Here is a 16,025-nt window from a genome sequence, read left to right on the forward strand (position 1 = left end):
CACCTGCGAGGTGCCTTCCCATTGGAACGATTGAACCGTAGAGAAGTCCAATTATTCCTTGCAGGACAGGCACTTTCGCGTATCTACACCCCGAAACTCGCAACACTCCGCGAAAAATCCGGGCTCACGCAGCTCCGGCGGATACCTCCTCGACGAATTCGTCGACATGACTCCATCCTTCCCAAGAAGTGGAGTCCCTCCGGACATGCCGGGGTGATTCAGACCGATGTTCGCCGATTGCCGCGTGGTTGTGCCACCCGGGTGAGTGCGGGCTGCTGCGGGCCACGTCTGTTGATGCAGCCGTGGCCGCGATTCCGGAGCACGCCAGTGTGGCGATGGCCGAGATCGCCGAGAACATGCAGGAGGGTCTGCTGGTGCTGGCCGTCGGCGCCGGCCTGCAGGTGATGCAGGGCCTGATGGAGGCCGACGTGGCCGGGCTGTGTGGGCCGAAGGCCGCCACGACCCGACACGCACCGCGGTGCGTCACGGCCCCGAGCGCGGCTCGGTGCCCCTGGGTGGGCGTCGGGTGGCCGGTAAGCCGGCCGCGGGTGCGGGCGGTCAACGGCTCCGGGGATCTGCCGATCGCTTCTCCGAGGCCGCTTCTGCCACAAGCACGTCCGCGGTGTCACGGAAGTTCGTGGCGATGACCGAGACGGCGCTGGCCGAGTTGTTGGCCGCTGATTTGTCCGAGTTGGACGTGGTGGCGTTGATGATCGGACGGGGTCCACTTCGCCGAGACCAGCTGCGTCGTGGCACTGGGCATCGACGTCGACGGTGTCAAGCATCCGCTGGCCCTTGTCGAGGGTGCTACCGAGAACGCCGCCGTGGTGACCGACCTTTTGGTGGGGCTGCGCGAGCGTGGCCTCGATGTCACCCGGCCGATGCTGGTGGGTATCGACGGAGCCAAGGCGCTGCGCAAAGCGGTGCTTGACGTGTTGGATTATCCGGTTATCCAACGCTGCCAAATCCACAAGGTCAGGAACGTCAAAGACCGCCTGCCGCAACGACTTCGGTCTAGCGTAGGCCGCAAGATGACCGACGCCTTCCATGCCGGCTCGGCGCTGGAGGCCGAGGCCGCGCTGCTGGCCCTGGCCAGCGAACTCGACCGCACCCGCCCCGGGGCGGCAGCCAGCCTACGCGAGGGGCTCGACGAAACGCTGACGGTGCTGCGCCTGGGCGTGGCGTGTTCCCGCTGAATGAGCCCGACCAGTTTTAGAGTCCTGTGGCCCGATGTCGGGCTGGAAGGGACGATGAAACACATGGCTGGTCGGAAGCGGCATTCCGCGGAGGACATCGTGCGCAAGCTGCGCCGCGCCGATGAGTTGGCTGCCGAAGGCAAGACGGGCGAGGAGATCGCCGCCGAGTTGGAGGTGTCTGCGGCGACGTTGTACAACTGGCGTCGCGCATACGGCGGGATGGATCCCGATGCGGCCAAGGAACTCAAGGAGCTCCGTGAGCAGAATGCCCGCTTGAAGCGGTTGTTGGCCGAGGCCGAGCTGGTCAAGGACGCGCTGCGGGAGGTAGCCAAGGGAAAATTCTGAGCCCGGCCGCCAAGCGCCGCGCCGTAGACATGCTCAAGGACACCATGAGCATGTCGGAACGGTTGGCGTGCAAGGCGGTTGGGCTGTCTCGCTCGACGCATCGGCGGCTTCCCCAGGCCCAGACACCCGCAGATCCCGACGCCGATGTGCGGGCCTGGTTGCGCAGCTACGCCACCAAACACCCGTGCCATGGGTTCCGGCGTGCCTGGGCGGCGTTACGCCACGATGAGGGCCGGCTGATCAACGTGAAGAAGGTGCACCGGTTGTGGTGCCAGGAGGGGCTGCAGCGGCGGGTCCACAGCCCGCGTAAACGAGCCGGGACGTCCTCGGTGCCCGAGGTGGTCGCCGATGCCCCGAAGGTGGTGTGGGCGCTGGACTTCCAGTTCGATTCCACCACTGACGGCAAGGCGATCAAGATCGCGTCGATGGTCGACGAACACACCCGTGAATCGCTGCTGCATCTGGTGGAACGCTCCATCACCGGCGAGCGACTCGTCGTCGAGCTCGAGAAGGTGTTCACCGCAGCCGGCGGGCCACCGAAGGTGCTGAGGATGGACAACGGTCCCGAGTTGGTTTCTCAAGCGCTGCAACGGTTCTGCGAGAACAACGTCGGCTTGTCCTACATCCCGCCCGGTACTCCATGGAACAACGGCTACATCGAATCATTCAACAACAGACTCAGGAAGGAGTGCCTCAACCGCAACCACTGGAACACCCTGTTCGAGGCCCGGGTGGTGATCGGCGACTTCAAGGACGAGCACAACCACCGACACCGGCATTCGGCCCTGGGCTACCGAACACCGGCCGAGTACGCTGCCCGATGCAGCCACACCCACTACCCCGTGGCCTGCGAGATCAACTGAATCCGAACAACAACAACCTGGCTCTAGAACCGGGTGGACTCAGTATCGGGGACTCGCCAGGCGTACCGCCCACCCTGGCCTGCACGCTGCGGTTGACCAACAGCATCGAGTCGATGATCTCAAATTTCCGCGATCACACGCGCAACGTCAAACGTTGGCGAGACGGACAAATGGCGCTGCGCTGGTGTGCGGCCGGGATGGTCGAAGCCAGCAAGCGGTTCCGCCGCGCCAACGGCCACCTGCACCTACCCGCACTACGAACTGCGCTCGAACGAGCCGCCGCCGAAATGTCGTACCCGTCATGCACAATGACGATCAAGTGAGCGCAGCCTGATGCTCACCGGGACCGCCACCGAAGTTCCACAGAACTCAGGACATCCTCGCACTACGTCAGCGTCGTCCTAGAGGCGCGGTTCCTTGGGCAGGCCGAGCAGTTTCTCGCCGATGATATTGCGCTGCACCTGTGAACTGCCCGCATAAATCGTGGCGGCTCGCGCAGCTAATGCCGACTCGACCCACGCGAGCGACGAATTCGGTGTTCCGACATCTGCAGTCGCCAAGGCTCCGTTCGTTCCAGTGCCCGACAGCGTCAACACGTCTGCCTCGAGGATCTCCATCGCCAGTTCGGTCTCGCGTTGGAAGAACTCGCTCCAGAGGATCTTGGTCATCGCGGCCTCGGGACCTGGATACTCACCATGTAAGAAGCGCGTCAACGCCTGATACCCACGACACCGCATAATCTGGACGCGGCCATAGCACCAAGCGAGCTGCTCACGTATATGTGGGTCGTTAGTCTTACCTAGTTCGTTGGCCAGCTCGAAGAGCCGGTCGATCTCAGCTTGGAAGCGAATCGCGTCGGTGGTGACACTTGTTCCACGCTCGAAACCCAGCAGCGTCATGGCCACCGACCATCCTGAGTTCACTTCCCCGACAACGTTGTCTGCAGCGGTTCGGGCGTCGGTGAAGAACACCTCGTTGAACATCGACTGGCCCACCATATTCTTGATGGGTCGAACCTCCACGCCGGGCTGATCCATCGGCACGAGTAGGAATGAGATCCCCCGGTGTTTGGGAGCATCCATGTCGGTGCGGCACAGTGCGAAGATCCAGTTGGCGAGGTGTCCCGCTGAAGTCCAGATCTTGGACCCGTTGATGACCCATTCGCCGCCATCAAGAACCGCTCTCGTCCGCAGGCTGGCCAGATCCGATCCCGCGTCGGGTTCGGAAAACCCCTGGCACCACCGATCGTCACCGGACAGAATTCGCGGCAAGAACCAATCCTTCTGGTCCTGGGTGCCGCAGACGACAAGCGTGTTGCCGAGCAGTTGAATCCCGAACATATCGTTCTCAGTTCCGGCCGGTACCCCGGCGCGAGTAAACTCCTCGGTCAGCACGACTTGGTCGAGTGGGGTCAGTCCCCCTCCGCCATACCGCTTCGGCCACAACACGGCGAGTAGGCCGTTGTCCGCGAGCGTCTTCCGCCACTCTCGGATGAACTCCTTCCGCCGGATTTGATCCAACGCCCCGATTCCAGCGAAGTCGGCAGAGACGTTCGCGGTGATGAAGTCGCGCACTCGTGACCTGAACGCCTCAGCTGACGGGGGATAAGACAGGTCCATATCGTATCGTCGTCCCTTATCTGTGTTGAGGATCCCGTAAAGGTGGATCCATTGGTCATTTTTTGCGTGGTTTTTTTCGGCGTTCTCGACCGCTTGAGGGCGGTGGACCGCGGTCGGGGTCAAGGCGGAGACGCCCGCAGTGTAGCGATGACGAACGACCTTGAGGCCGACGAGGATCCGCCGGATACTTGGCCGCCGGGGAACAGGCAAAGACGGTGTGGTTCAAGTCATCTGCTGCCCTCCGGTGCGGAAATGTGGGACGGAAGACGCATCGCGCGTGCGGGCAACGAAGGTGCGGTCGCTTAATCTTTCCGGGAAGTCCACCAAACAGCGGGGTGGCGACAGGAACCACACGGGCGTTGGCCGCAGGCATCAGGTGATTACGCATCAGGTGATTAATGGGCATGGCAGGCGCGCAACGCATCATTTAAGCGGCCACCTCCTGGCGTTCGCGGACTGGCAGCGCCAGGGCGCCATCTCCGAGCGCACGCAGCGTGTGATAGCAGCGGCGCAGAATTTTGCGTTCCACCGCCAGGGCGGGATTCTTGCCGGTGTGGCCGTCGCGCTTGGCCGCGAGCTTATGGTAGTAGCCGTAATCAAGGGAACTGCGCCGGCTTGCGCTACTCGGCTGCCTCAAACGCCGCCCAGGCAGCTCGGGTGAGCCCCGTCGCGACAGGTGCCCTGGTGAGCGTTTGGTATCAGAGGAGTACACGGTGACATCCGGCCCAGCAAACCGCACCAGCTGATCGGAACTGCTGAATCGGCGGACATGACCGACCTCGGACCAGATGATCGCCGCGCACAACCAACCGATGCCGTAATGGCGGTGCAGTGCCTGACACCCGGCTTGGCGTCGGGCGAAGTTGACCAATTGGCTTCGCAGCGGGTCGATCTCGGTGCATCGCTCATCGATGCGCCGTAGCGCGATGTCAACGCACCGCCGGCCCGGCGCCGACAAGTCGACGCTGTCCAGCGCCGCGCGGCCTGCGCCGGATAACAGCGCCCGAGTCGGTGGACAGCCCTGATGGAACAGCTGGGGATGGATGGGCTGCCGCCAGGCCCGCCGCTCGTCCATCAGCGTGTAGTACGACCGGCCCAGCGTGCGGATCTCCAGCATGTGTGCGGGCAGGATCCACGACTTGGGGAACCGGCCCGCCAACAACAGCGTGCGCAGCAACCGAGCATTGGCGCGGTCGTTCTTGGCGCGCTTCTCGGGCCCCCGCAACACGGCAATCTCGGCCGCATCCCCCAGGTGCGCGCCGATCCCAGCAGCGGCCCGCTCCTCGCACACATACCGCCACCCGGTGCAGCCCTCCAACGCGACCTGGCCGTCCCCATCCGAGCAGTGCTCGGCCAGCCAGCTCCGCAACGTTTTCCGGGTCGCCGGACGGATCTGACCCCAGTGCTCCACGCCAGCGTCATCGACGTAATCGAACGTGATCTGCTGTCGACGCACGTCGAAACTGTCTACCATCGTCATCGGGACCTCCTCGAGCTCCCGAAAAATTCCTCTGACGCCCATATCAACGAGCGCCTGAGCCGAGGGGGTCCCCATCATATGTCATCCCTGTTCGTGCCGACGAAGTATGTGGCGGTGTTTAGAGCCCGATGCGGTCAGCGACCTCGAGCCATTGCTCGCGTACTGAGCCCAGCAGTACCCGGTCAGCTTTCGCCCGCCGGTAGTAGAGGTGTGCGTCGTGCTCCCAGGTGAAACCAATCCCGCCGTGAATCTGCACATTCCACGATGCGGTGAAGTCAAATCCGGCCGCGGCGGTTGCCACGGCAATAGGGGCCGCCTTGGCGAGGTCAGCGCTCTCCTCCGCTGCCAGATGAGCCGCGTAGAGAGTGATTGCACGAGCACTGTCCAGTTCGATTGCCATCTCGGCGCAGCGGTGCTTGATCGCCTGGAAGGAGCCGATGGGCCGATTGAACTGGTGACGCACCTTGGCGTATTCAACTGACATGGTCATAGCGCCCTCCGTGCCACCAACCATCTCCGCCGCCAGCAACGTCTTCGCGACATCTAACACACGACGTACGGGCGCGGCGCCGTGCGCGCCGGCCAAGGGAACCGCAGAGACAGCGTCGAAGCTCAGGGTGGCCAGCGGTCGGGTGATGTCCAGGGTCTCGACGCGTGTACGGGTGAGGCCGACGGCGTTACCGTCAACGAGGTACAACTCAGGCTCAGCGGAGTCACCGGGCGGCAGAGCGAGCACAAGCAGGGTGTCCGCACTATGGCCGTCGATCACATGAATCTTGGTCCCGGACAGCGTGACGGCGTCGCCATCTGTCGCCGCTCGCATGGCTACAGCACCGAAGCCGTCAACGCAACCCGGTTCGTTGATAGCAGTCGTGACTGTACGAGCGCCTCGGGCTATTTCTGGAAGCAGTTCTTTCTTGCGCTCCTGGCTGGCCGCGATCAAGATCGGCGCGACACCGAGCGCGACGGTCGCGAACAGCGGGCACGGTACGATGCCGCGTCCGACTTCCTCCATAGCGACAGCAGCCTCGATCATCGTTGCTGCCGCCCCGCCGTACTCCTCCGGCACGAGCAGACCTGCCAGCCCAAGTTCCCGACTCATGCGAGACCAAAGGTCGATGTCATACCCCGGGGCAGTCGTTACCGCCTGGCGAACCTTGGCCAGCGGTGACAGTTCGGTAACGAACTGCCGTATAGTCTGGCGAAAGTCGTCCTGTTCTGGGCTGAGCATGAAATCCATGACATGGCACCTCTCTCTTCTTTCAACCAGTTGTTGTCGCGAAAGAAATAGGGAACGCCTTACCAAGCGCTCATCAATTGCGCGTAAGACGCTGTCTCACCGACCTTGGCATCTTCCGCTGTCTCCATCCGCTCGCTTTACGGTTCTTCTGTGGCTATTCGGTGGCCACTGCTCAGGATGCTGTCGCCGCGCTGTCAAGCCGATATTCAAGAAGCATTCATTTGTTTTGCCCACGATGCTCGGCCCCTCGATCGAGCAGGTGATCTCGGAAGCGCTGTCGGAGTTCGGTCTTCATGACCTTGGCCATGGCGTTCTTAGGCAGCTCGTCCACCACGACTACGTGGCGCGGGCATTTGTAGTCGGCGAGGCGCTGGCGGCAGAACTGGTTGATCCGCTCCGCGGTGAGCTCGCCTTCGCCGCCGCTGATCCCGGGCATGGGCGCGATCACCGCTAGGAGATCCTCACCGAGGTCCGGGTGCGGCACCGCAACGACTGCGGCCTCGAGTACCTCGGGCATCTCAAGCAGCACACGCTCGACCTCGATGGCGAAGATGTTGTAGCCGCCACGCAAAACCATGTCTTTTTTGCGGTCGGTCAGATAGACGTAGCCATCGTCAGCGATGTAACCCACGTCGCCGGTGTGCAGCAGTCCACCGCTCCAAAGTTCCGCGGTGGGCTGCTCGCCCTTGTAGTAGCTGCGCCGGGTTATCTTCGAGTTGAAGCAGATCTCGCCGACCTTGCCTGGGGGGAGTGGGTTATTGTCGTCATTAACGACGACAACTTCACATCCTACGGGCCTGCCAACCGAGCCCGGCCGGGCAAGGATGTCATCTGGGTCGGGTCCGAGGATGCAGGCCGCCCCGGCACCGGCCTCGGTGAGGCTGTAAGCGTTTAGCATCTTCGCGCCGGGCCACACCTGCCGCATTTTGCGCACGGTGTCGGGCTGGATCGGCGCCGCCCCGAAAAACACGAGCTGCAGCGTGCTGTAGTCGTGATCACCCACCGTGGGGTGCTTCATGGCCAAATTCAGCATTGTCGGCACACCCATGATCGACGTGGCGCGGTAGCGCTCGATCGCCGCGAGCAACTGCTCGGGATCAAAACGCGGCAACACGATCTGGGTGACCCCGGCACGAATGCTTAGCAGCATCAGGCCATGGCAGCCCGTGAAACCGAACAAGGGCACCGCATGAAGCAGGCTCTCGCCGAACATCGCGCCGAGAAGCTGCCCGAGGCTCGCCTGGCCGGGCTCGTCGGCGAGGTTGCCCTCGGGCACCAGCACGCCCCTGGGCATTCCGGTGGTGCCGGATGTATAGAGCAGATCCGCCGGGTCGTCGGCGCTCACGGAAGGCTCGGGGAGCGGCACGTCCGCAGAGCCCGCGCCCACTATGTCGCCCAGGGGGGTGAATCCATCCAGCGCCTCGCTGCCGGTCACGAAGAAGTGCTCAAGTTGGAAGCTACCGGGACGGCCGCCGATCTCGACAGATTCGCCTTCGGCAAGCGCAACCAGAACCTCCCGGTGGGCGAGACCGGTGATCACCGCCACGGCGTCGCTGTGCTCAAGCACGAACAGCTTTTCCGGCGCTGCCCACCGGGTATTGAGCGGCACCGGCACGGCACCAAGTTTGTGGATGCCGAAATACACTGCATTGAAATGCATCGCTTGGTCGTTGGCGAGCAGCATCGCCACCTTGTGACCGCGGCTCACCCCAGCGGCGTGCAATTGCTGGGCGACCCGGCTGCTGGCGGCGTCGAGCTCGCGGAAAGTGGCCTCGCCGTCCTCGGCGATGACGGCGGTCTTGTCTGGTCGGTCCTCTACCGCTTGGGATAGCAGGTCGATCACGGCCATGGCATGGTCCTCCTACGTACGTGCATCTTCAGCCGAGCGCTTGCAGCACGAGGCCGATCTCGTCGTTGGCTTGCGTCGGAGTGATATAGCCATCTCGATCGCAGATGGCCTCGAGGTTGTCCTGGACCGCTTCGATATCGAGCGTCGACGATGAGAAGCCCTTCGTCACACCGATGAAGATCTCGGCCACTCGCCCGCCCCCAACGGAGAAGATCCTCGATGTGAGATCGCACGACTCATGGCACAGATAGGCCACAACCGGGGCGACGCTCGCCGGGTCGAGCTTTTCTGCGACCGGCCCGAGGAGTTCCTCGGTCATCCGGGTCCGCGCCATCGGTGCGATCGCGTTCACCTTGATGTTGTACTTAGCGCCTTCCTGGGCGAGCACCCGTGTGAAGCCGACGATCCCCATCTTCGCGGCGCCGTAGTTGGCCTGACCGAAGTTGCCGAAGATCCCGGCGGCCGACGAGGTGTTGACGATCCGCCCGTAGCCTTGCTCGCGCATTCTGACAAACGCCGGCTGGGTCACCCAGATGGTGCCGTAGAGATGGACATCGATCACCGGGTCGAGCAACTCCGGCGTGAGATTGTGGAAGGACTTGTCGCGCAGGATGCCCGCGTTGTTGACGACTATGTCGACCTGCCCGAAGGCGTCGAGAGCCGCCTGCACGATGGCCGCCCCACCTTCTCGGGTCGCCACGCTGTGACCATCGGCGACCGCGATACCGCCAGCGGCTTCAATCTCCTGAGCGACGGCCTCCGCCGCAGTCAGGTCCGCGCCGACGCCGGCGACGCTGCCGCCGAGATCGTTCACCACCACGCGCGCGCCGCGTGATGCAAGCAGCATCGCATGCTCCTTGCCGAGACCGTTTCCCGCCCCGGTCACGATGGCGACCCTCCCGTCGAAGCTAAGCTCAGCCACGCGATTTCCCTTCCATGCTGTCGCCCCACGGGGCGATTTCTCTCTTATCGGATGTTGTTGAATGACGTCACCGCCCGGCCTGCAGGATGTGGATGACACAGACCGAGCCCGCGCCCATCATGTGAGCAAGCCCGGTTCGAGCGCCTTCGACCTGCAGCGGGCCCGCCTCGCCCCGCAGCTGCCGTGTCACATCCCAGATCTGGGCCAGGCCGGTCGGCCCACCGGGATGACCGCGCCCGATCAGCCCGCCGTCGGTCGAGAACGGGATACGACCACCCAGGCTGGTCGCGCCCTCGGAGACGAGCTTGTCCCCCTCCCCGGCCGCGCACACCCCGAGCAGCTCGTAATACATCAGTTCCTCGATGGGGAATGCGTCGTGCACGTGGGCGAGGTCGAGGTCGGCCGGCCCGACACCGGCCTCGTCGTAGGCGGCCTTTGCCGTGGCCGCGGTGAGCTCGCCCGGACCGACGACCGCACCCATGAAAATGTGGCCGTCAACGAACTGCTCGGACTGCTGCTGGCTGGCGACCACCTTCACCAGTGGGCGCGAACCGGCCACGCGCTCTGCCACCTCGCGGCTCGCGACGATCGCGGCCGCAGCTCCAGAGCCAGCGGCGCAGGCCATCTTCGAGGTGTGCGGGTAGGAAATCATGCGCGAGGCGAGGATCTCTTCGACGGTGACCTCATGGTCGGCCCGACGTTGCGCATAGGGATTCAGCCGCGCATGGTTCCAATTCTTTGCCGCGATGGCGGCGAAGGTCTCGACCGTCGTGCCCACTTCGTGCATGCGACGAGTCGCCCACATGGCGAAAAACGCCGCCGGAAGGATCACCTGGCCAATGCCGGGCTTGCTGCCCCCGATAGCTCGAGTGGCGCGATTGAGGTCGTCAAACCCTAGCGCCATCGCGATATCGACGCTCCCCCCCGCCACCACCTGGACCGCCTCATGGAAGGCGCACGATCCGGTGGCCGACGCGTTCTCGACGTGGGTGATCGGGATGCCGGTAAGCCCGAGATCCTTCGCAAGGGTGACACCCGTGAGCAGACCGGCGCCGATGTAGCCGTTGTAGAGGTAGCCGACTTCCTCGAAGCCGATGCCGGCGTCACCGAGCGCGTTGACACCGGCCCCGAAGCCCAAGTCGGCCGCGTTGGCGTCCGGCTGGCCGAACGGGGCCATCCCCACGCCGATCACATAGACGTCGCGGGCCATCACCGAGGTGCCCCCCGTCGAGTAGGGCAAAAGCGGAACGAGCACAGCTCAGTGCCATCGGCATCGGTCATGAGGGGGTAGACCTCAAGCTGCATGGGCATGCCGATCTCCCAGTCGCCCATCTCGCCAAGCAGGATGGATTGCACGCGCACGCCCTCCGGTAGGTCAACTTGGCCGACACCGTGCCCGTCGCCTGTGGAGCCGAACCGGGACTTGCCCATCCACGCCGACTCGACGTAGGTCCAGGCGTATAGTTCGCCGGTTGGTGACAGCAGGACATCCTCGACCGGGCCGCCCGTCAACGGACAGCGGCGGCGGCGGGGGAAGAAGTACTTGTCGGCGGCAGGGCTATAGGAACCGATCAACCGCGGCTGCTCATCGCCGTTGGGCATCGTGAAGTAGCCGTCCTCAAGTGGTCGACGCATCGTGTGTAGTCTCCTCCGGGTCGTGCGGTCAATGACTGGCCTCGCCGCCGCTTGGAGCGTTGCGCCATTGCGGATCTTTGAGGCGTGCCGAGATGGTGGCACCGGCGACGGCAACTAAGCTGGAGTAGCGCTGGTACCTCAGTGCCGAATCGACTCCAGCGCAAACTTCCGCGATTTTACGGCGCTGGCGCCGATCTCGTCGAAGTCAGGCCGAACCGGCCAGCACCCTTGCGTCCTCGTCCGCGAAGGTGGCCTCCAGCTGCAGTGGCGAGTAGTCGAGGTCGATTTCCTCGGGCGGTCGCCCGCGGGCGCTGCTGATCGTGCCGAACCGGCGCATCCCCTTGTCGGTGGCATAGATCCTCATCTCGTCGATTGACAGGTTGAAGGGCATGTCGTCGCCATACAGTGCAGAACCCTCGTGGATCAGGCGCTGCCCCAGCGGAATGAGTTCGTTCATGCGCGTTTCGAACACCGTCCAATTGGTGTCGTCGGCAGCGACGTGGCGCCGGCAGGTGAAAGTGCCCCATGCCATGTGGCGTCGCTCGTCGTCGCCGATGTGCCGAATCAGCTGCTGCATGCCGGGAAGAATGCCGTGCTCCACGCAGATCTTGTGCCAGGCGTAGTAGCCGGTCAGCGCCAACATGCCCTCGATGATGTGGTTGTACGTCACCGACGCCCTAACCTGGGCAGCCGGCGACGGATCCACATAGAGCGTGTTGAGCGATTCGTGAAGTTCCTCGTCGAACAACTGCCGGTATGCCGGAGTTTGATCGAGGAAACTATGTAAGTCGTCGCGCACCCCGACGGCATCGAGCCACAAGCGGAACGCCTGGGTGTGTTTGGCTTCCTCGAACGCAAACTGCGTCAAGTACATCTCGTCACCGAGCCGGCCTTCGGCCCGCATTGCCGCCATGAACGGCTGGATGTCCTGGGTGACTGCTTCCTCTCCGGCAATGAAGCCCGCGCACAACCGGGTGACATACACGCGTTCGCGGTCGGAAAGCGCCTCCCAATCGGCGCTGTCGCGGGAGAAGTCGATATTGGCGGGGTCCCAGTGTTTGGCGATGCCGCCAGCGAACAGCCTAAGTGGCACGCTTTCCCAGTTCAGCCCGCCGACACCCAGCGAATGGTAACGTGTGGTTGCCATGTAACCTCCTTAATTATTCGGCTGCATTGCCGGGTCTAGCGAACCTTGGTCGCTAGACGAATTCCACGATGTTGTAGTCACCGGCGGTGTAACATGCCCGAAGCACTTTTTTGTCGTATTTACCGACGCTGGTTCGCGGGATTTCGGGGACGAAGGCCCAGCGTTCCGGGATCCACCACGTAGCGACTTTGCCGTCTAAGAAGGCACGTAGCTCATCTGGCGTGATATCGGCGCCGGGTTTGACCACCACTAGAGCGAGTGGACGCTCCTGCCACTTCTCGTCGGGCACACCGATGACCGCCGCTTCATGTACCCCGGAATGGGCGATCAGCAAATTCTCCAATTCGACCGACGAAATCCACTCCCCGCCGGACTTGATGACGTCTTTGGCGCGGTCAGTCAGCGTCAAGTAGCCATGTTCGTCGACGTGGCCCACATCGCCGGTGCGCAGCCACCCCTGGTCGAACTTGTCGGCGTCGTCACCGCGAAAATAAGAGCCAGTTACCCACGGCCCGCGGGCTTGGATCTCGCCGACCGCTTCTCCGTTGCACGGCAGGGTGCGATCCTGGTCGTCGCGTAGCCGGATTTCCACGCCGCATATCGGGCGGCCTTGGGTGGCACGCAGCGCCCACTGTTGGTCCTCGTCGAGCCCGGTCGGCGGTTTGGCCACTGTGGCCAGCGGCGAGGTTTCGGTCATTCCCCACGACTGCACGATCGGTATGCCGTGGTCGCGTTCGAAGCCGCGCAGCAGTGACATCGGTACCGCCGATCCGCCGCACGCGACCAGACGCAGCGACGAGATGTCATGACCGGGCTCGCATGCCAGGAAGTGCCGGACGTCGTTCCAGATTGTGGGCACCGCACCGGCCACGGTCGGGCGGGTGTCCTCGATGATGGCCACCAGCGCTCCAGGTTGTAGCCATCGGTGTGGGAGTACCAATTCGGCCCCCGCCATCAGCGCGGCATAGACAAGGCCCCACGCATTGGCGTGAAACATCGGCACGATAGCCAAGATGCTGTCGGCTTCAGCGATGCCCAACCCGTTGCCGGTGCAGACGGCCAGTGAATGCAGGTAGGTGGATCGGTGGCTGTAGACTACGCCCTTAGGGTTTCCGGTGGTGCCGCTCGTGTAGCACATCGCCGAGGCCGACGTCTCATCGAGTTCAGGCCAGTCGAACTCAGCGGGATACGTCGAGATCAGGTCTTCGTATGACACGACAGTCTTGCCGACCGCCCGTAGCGGCTCGGGATCGCCCTCACCGACCGCAATCACCGTGTGCACTGACGACATGGCCGGCAAAGAACGCGCAAGCAGCGGTGCTAGCGACATGTCGACGATCACAACCTGGTCGTCGGCGTGGTTGGCGACGTAGCCGAGTTGGTCAGGGGTGAGACGAATGTTGAGCGTGTGCAAAACCGCGCCCATCGACGGCACCGCGCAATAGGCCTCCAAGTGTTCCTGGTTGCTCAACTGGAAGGTAGCCACACGCTGATCGCCGGTGACGCCAAGGTCATGCAGCGCATTAGCTAACTGACCGACCCGCCGGCCGACCTCACCGTAGGTCGCGGCCCGGTAGCCCCACTCGGTCGGTGTGATAACCCGGCGGTCGGCGTGAACGGAGGTGGCATGCTTGACGATCGACGTCACAGAAAGCCCAACGTCTTGCATAGTGCTCTGCATAGCGTGGATCCCTTTGCCCGTCGTTCCCGGATACTGACGGCCGTCGACCGGGCAACTGGCTGCTCCCGAATACCCCGGACAGACGGTATCACCAATCTCTTACAAAGATTGGCCAATTGTCAATAGACCGGCGTGCCTTACTGAGTTTGAGCGTGTGGCAGACGGTGGTGCCTCACCTATTTTGAGCGTGTGGCCTGGAAGGCTTGCCCGATGTGGAAGGCAAGATCGACATCGCTGCGAGGCGGCAGGTAGCGAACAAACTGCGAGGTCAGTACCCGCAAAGCGTCGAAGGCGGACAAGAGCAAGATTTTGGATCGGGTGGTTGTCCACCACGGGGTTGGGCCACTCGACGGCTCGGCGGATGCTGACCGGCCCGAGGCTGCCGGACCCGGCCGAGCAGGTTGACGGGCGTACGTTGCGGCCGCGGGCTTAGCGACGACGCCAGGGCACTGCCGAGGTGGCTGGCGTCGGTGCGGAAGCTGAGGCAGTGTTCGAAGATGTTGGCGTGCGGGCATGCACCTTGATCTGGGTGTTGACCGTCTCTTTGGATGACGACCACAGGCTGGCCATTCGTCATTGAGTTTGCCGATGTGGTCGCCGGTCTGGTGGCGGGCTTGATCTTGTTCGTGTGCACCGTCAGTGTGACGAGGAACTGATGGGTGCGCGACACCCAGCTGAGTCTTTGGCGGGACTGCGGGGTGCCGCGCTGTAGTGCTCGGAGGCACTGATGGTGACGGTAGAGGTCGATCCTGTTCGCGTCGAGTCCCGGTTGGCTGTTGGGGAGATTAGGTGCCCTGGCTGCGGTGGGGTGCTGGGTGGCTGGGGTTATGCCCGTGTGCGAAGGATTGCTGGGCTGGCTGATCCGGTGCGGCCCCGGCGGGCGCGTTGCCGAGCGTGCGCGGTGACGCACGTGTTGTTGCCGGTGACCATATTGCTGCGCAGAGCCTATGCGGCCGAACAGGTTTGGGCCGCATTGACTGCCCGCGCTGAAAGGTTGGGGCATCGCCGGATCGCGGCGGTGATCGCGGTGCCGGCGGCCACGGTGCGGGGTTGGCTGCGCTGGGCGGCGGATCGGCTCGAGGCGATCCGGAACTGGTTCTTGGGTATCGCAGTGACCGTGGGGGTGGACGTGGTGATCCCGGACGGGGCGGGGTGCCCGTGGCGCGATGTGCTGGCCGCGGTCGAGACCGCTACGGCGGCGATCGGGTTCCGGTTCGGTGCGGTCGGGTTGGGCGGCGCGGTGACGCCGGGCCGAGTGGCGGCCGCGGCCAGTGGTGGTCGGCTGCTGGCTCCGGGCTGACCAACGGCTGGCGGTGCAACACGAATCGCCCCTGACGCCAGCATTGGGTGATCGGTGATCCTCTCCAGGACGCCTGCCCGGCAATGGTTTCGGGCAGGCCTTCGATTGGGAGGAGAACCGAGAAGTGTCGTTGGAGGAGCACAAGCGCCGAGAGCGGGCGCAAGCGATCGGGTTGTTCCGCTATCAGCTGATCTGCCCGGCCCTGGATGCTGGGTTGTCGACCAAGCAGCGGGGCAAGTTGGTGCGTCAGCTCGCCGCGCAGACTCATCACGACCCGTTCGGCAACCAGGTCCGGGTCTCGCGGGAGACGCTGGACCGCTGGATCCGCCGCTATCGGGCCGGCGGGTTTGAGGCGCTGGTGCCCGAGCCGCGGCGGCTGGCGGCGCGCACCGATGCGCAGGTGCTGGAGTTGGCGGCCTCGCTGAAGCGGGAAAACCCGACCCGCACCGCTACGCAGGTGGCCCGCATCCTGCGCACCGCGACGGGGTGGGCGCCCTCGGAGTCGACCCTGTTGCGCCATTTCCACCGGTGCGAGTTGATGGGACCCGGTGCCGGCGAGGTCCCGGCGGTGTTCGGCCGGTTCGAGGCCGCCGACCCCAACGAACTGTGGGTCGGAGACGCGCTACACGGGCCGCGAGTCGGCGACCGCAAAACCTACCTTTTTGCCTTCTTGGATGATCATTCACGGCTGGCGACCGGCTACCGGTTCGGCTTTTCCGAAGACACCGTGCGGCTGGCCGCGGCGTTG

At 63.9% G+C, this 16,025-nt stretch carries 12 protein-coding genes and 3 pseudogenes; 6 read left to right on the forward strand and 9 right to left on the reverse strand.

Translation table 11 applies throughout. From position 1 onward, the window contains the following. Positions 1–272 precede the first annotated feature (272 nt). The 3 genes and pseudogenes from CYU59_RS24780 to CYU59_RS24790 all read left to right on the forward strand — a co-directional run. Positions 273–1,181: pseudogene (locus tag CYU59_RS24780) on the forward strand (transposase); the annotation flags it as partial. Positions 1,182–1,259: 78 nt separating this feature from the next. Then, a protein-coding gene (locus tag CYU59_RS24785; protein WP_293003888.1) for an IS3 family transposase occupies positions 1,260–2,404 on the forward strand; the annotation gives its coding sequence in 2 pieces (ribosomal slippage) (positions 1,260–1,527 and positions 1,527–2,404; 1,146 coding nt in all). 59 nt (positions 2,405–2,463) lie between these two features. Beyond that, positions 2,464–2,738 (forward strand): annotated as a pseudogene (locus CYU59_RS24790) (IS256 family transposase); the annotation flags it as partial. Positions 2,739–2,805: 67 nt separating this feature from the next. On the opposite strand, the gene CYU59_RS24795 reads toward CYU59_RS24790, so the two are convergent. From CYU59_RS24795 to CYU59_RS24835, 9 genes are all read right to left on the reverse strand, one after another. Next, a complete protein-coding gene (locus tag CYU59_RS24795) occupies positions 2,806–4,023 on the reverse strand; it encodes an acyl-CoA dehydrogenase family protein (protein ID WP_293003890.1) in 1,218 nt (405 codons plus the stop codon). A gap of 427 nt (positions 4,024–4,450) precedes the next feature. Further along, positions 4,451–5,503, reverse strand: coding sequence for a transposase (locus tag CYU59_RS24800; protein WP_293003891.1), 1,053 nt, complete (start codon positions 5,501–5,503; stop codon positions 4,451–4,453). A 118-nt stretch (positions 5,504–5,621) separates the two neighbouring features. After that, the gene (locus CYU59_RS24805; protein WP_293003893.1) at positions 5,622–6,743 is read right to left on the reverse strand and encodes an acyl-CoA dehydrogenase family protein; all 1,122 of its coding nucleotides are present in this window, start codon (positions 6,741–6,743) and stop codon (positions 5,622–5,624) included. A 217-nt stretch (positions 6,744–6,960) separates the two neighbouring features. After that, positions 6,961–8,592 (reverse strand): class I adenylate-forming enzyme family protein, encoded by a 1,632-nt coding sequence (locus CYU59_RS24810; protein ID WP_293003895.1) that lies wholly within the window; start codon positions 8,590–8,592, stop codon positions 6,961–6,963. Positions 8,593–8,620: 28 nt separating this feature from the next. After that, on the reverse strand, positions 8,621–9,514 hold the full coding sequence (locus tag CYU59_RS24815) for an SDR family oxidoreductase (RefSeq protein ID WP_293003897.1): 894 nt from the start codon (positions 9,512–9,514) through the stop codon (positions 8,621–8,623). Positions 9,515–9,581: 67 nt separating this feature from the next. After that, entirely contained in the window at positions 9,582–10,769 is a 1,188-nt protein-coding gene (locus CYU59_RS24820; RefSeq protein ID WP_293003899.1) for a thiolase family protein, read from the reverse strand. Continuing rightward, complete coding sequence (locus CYU59_RS24825; RefSeq protein ID WP_293003901.1) at positions 10,724–11,149, reverse strand: OB-fold domain-containing protein; 426 nt, start codon at positions 11,147–11,149, stop codon at positions 10,724–10,726. Before CYU59_RS24825 ends, CYU59_RS24820 begins: the two co-directional genes overlap by 46 nt. Before the next feature lie 205 nt (positions 11,150–11,354). Beyond that, the gene (locus tag CYU59_RS24830; RefSeq protein ID WP_293003903.1) at positions 11,355–12,296 is read right to left on the reverse strand and encodes a R2-like ligand-binding oxidase; all 942 of its coding nucleotides are present in this window, start codon (positions 12,294–12,296) and stop codon (positions 11,355–11,357) included. 52 nt (positions 12,297–12,348) lie between these two features. Further along, positions 12,349–13,977 (reverse strand): long-chain fatty acid--CoA ligase, encoded by a 1,629-nt coding sequence (locus tag CYU59_RS24835; RefSeq protein WP_293003905.1) that lies wholly within the window; start codon positions 13,975–13,977, stop codon positions 12,349–12,351. 313 nt (positions 13,978–14,290) lie between these two features. On the opposite strand from CYU59_RS24835, the pseudogene CYU59_RS24840 reads away from it, so the two are divergent. From CYU59_RS24840 to CYU59_RS24850, 3 genes and pseudogenes are all read left to right on the forward strand, one after another. Further along, positions 14,291–14,404: pseudogene (locus tag CYU59_RS24840) on the forward strand (hypothetical protein); the annotation flags it as partial. 300 nt (positions 14,405–14,704) lie between these two features. Continuing rightward, on the forward strand, positions 14,705–15,277 hold the full coding sequence (locus tag CYU59_RS24845) for a helix-turn-helix domain-containing protein (protein WP_293003907.1): 573 nt from the start codon (positions 14,705–14,707) through the stop codon (positions 15,275–15,277). Positions 15,278–15,401: 124 nt separating this feature from the next. Then, positions 15,402–16,025 (forward strand): helix-turn-helix domain-containing protein (locus tag CYU59_RS24850; RefSeq protein WP_293003909.1); only part of this gene is annotated, 624 nt, incomplete at its 3' end.

Source organism: Mycobacterium sp., from assembly GCF_002863225.1.
Classification (GTDB): domain Bacteria; phylum Actinomycetota; class Actinomycetes; order Mycobacteriales; family Mycobacteriaceae; genus Mycobacterium.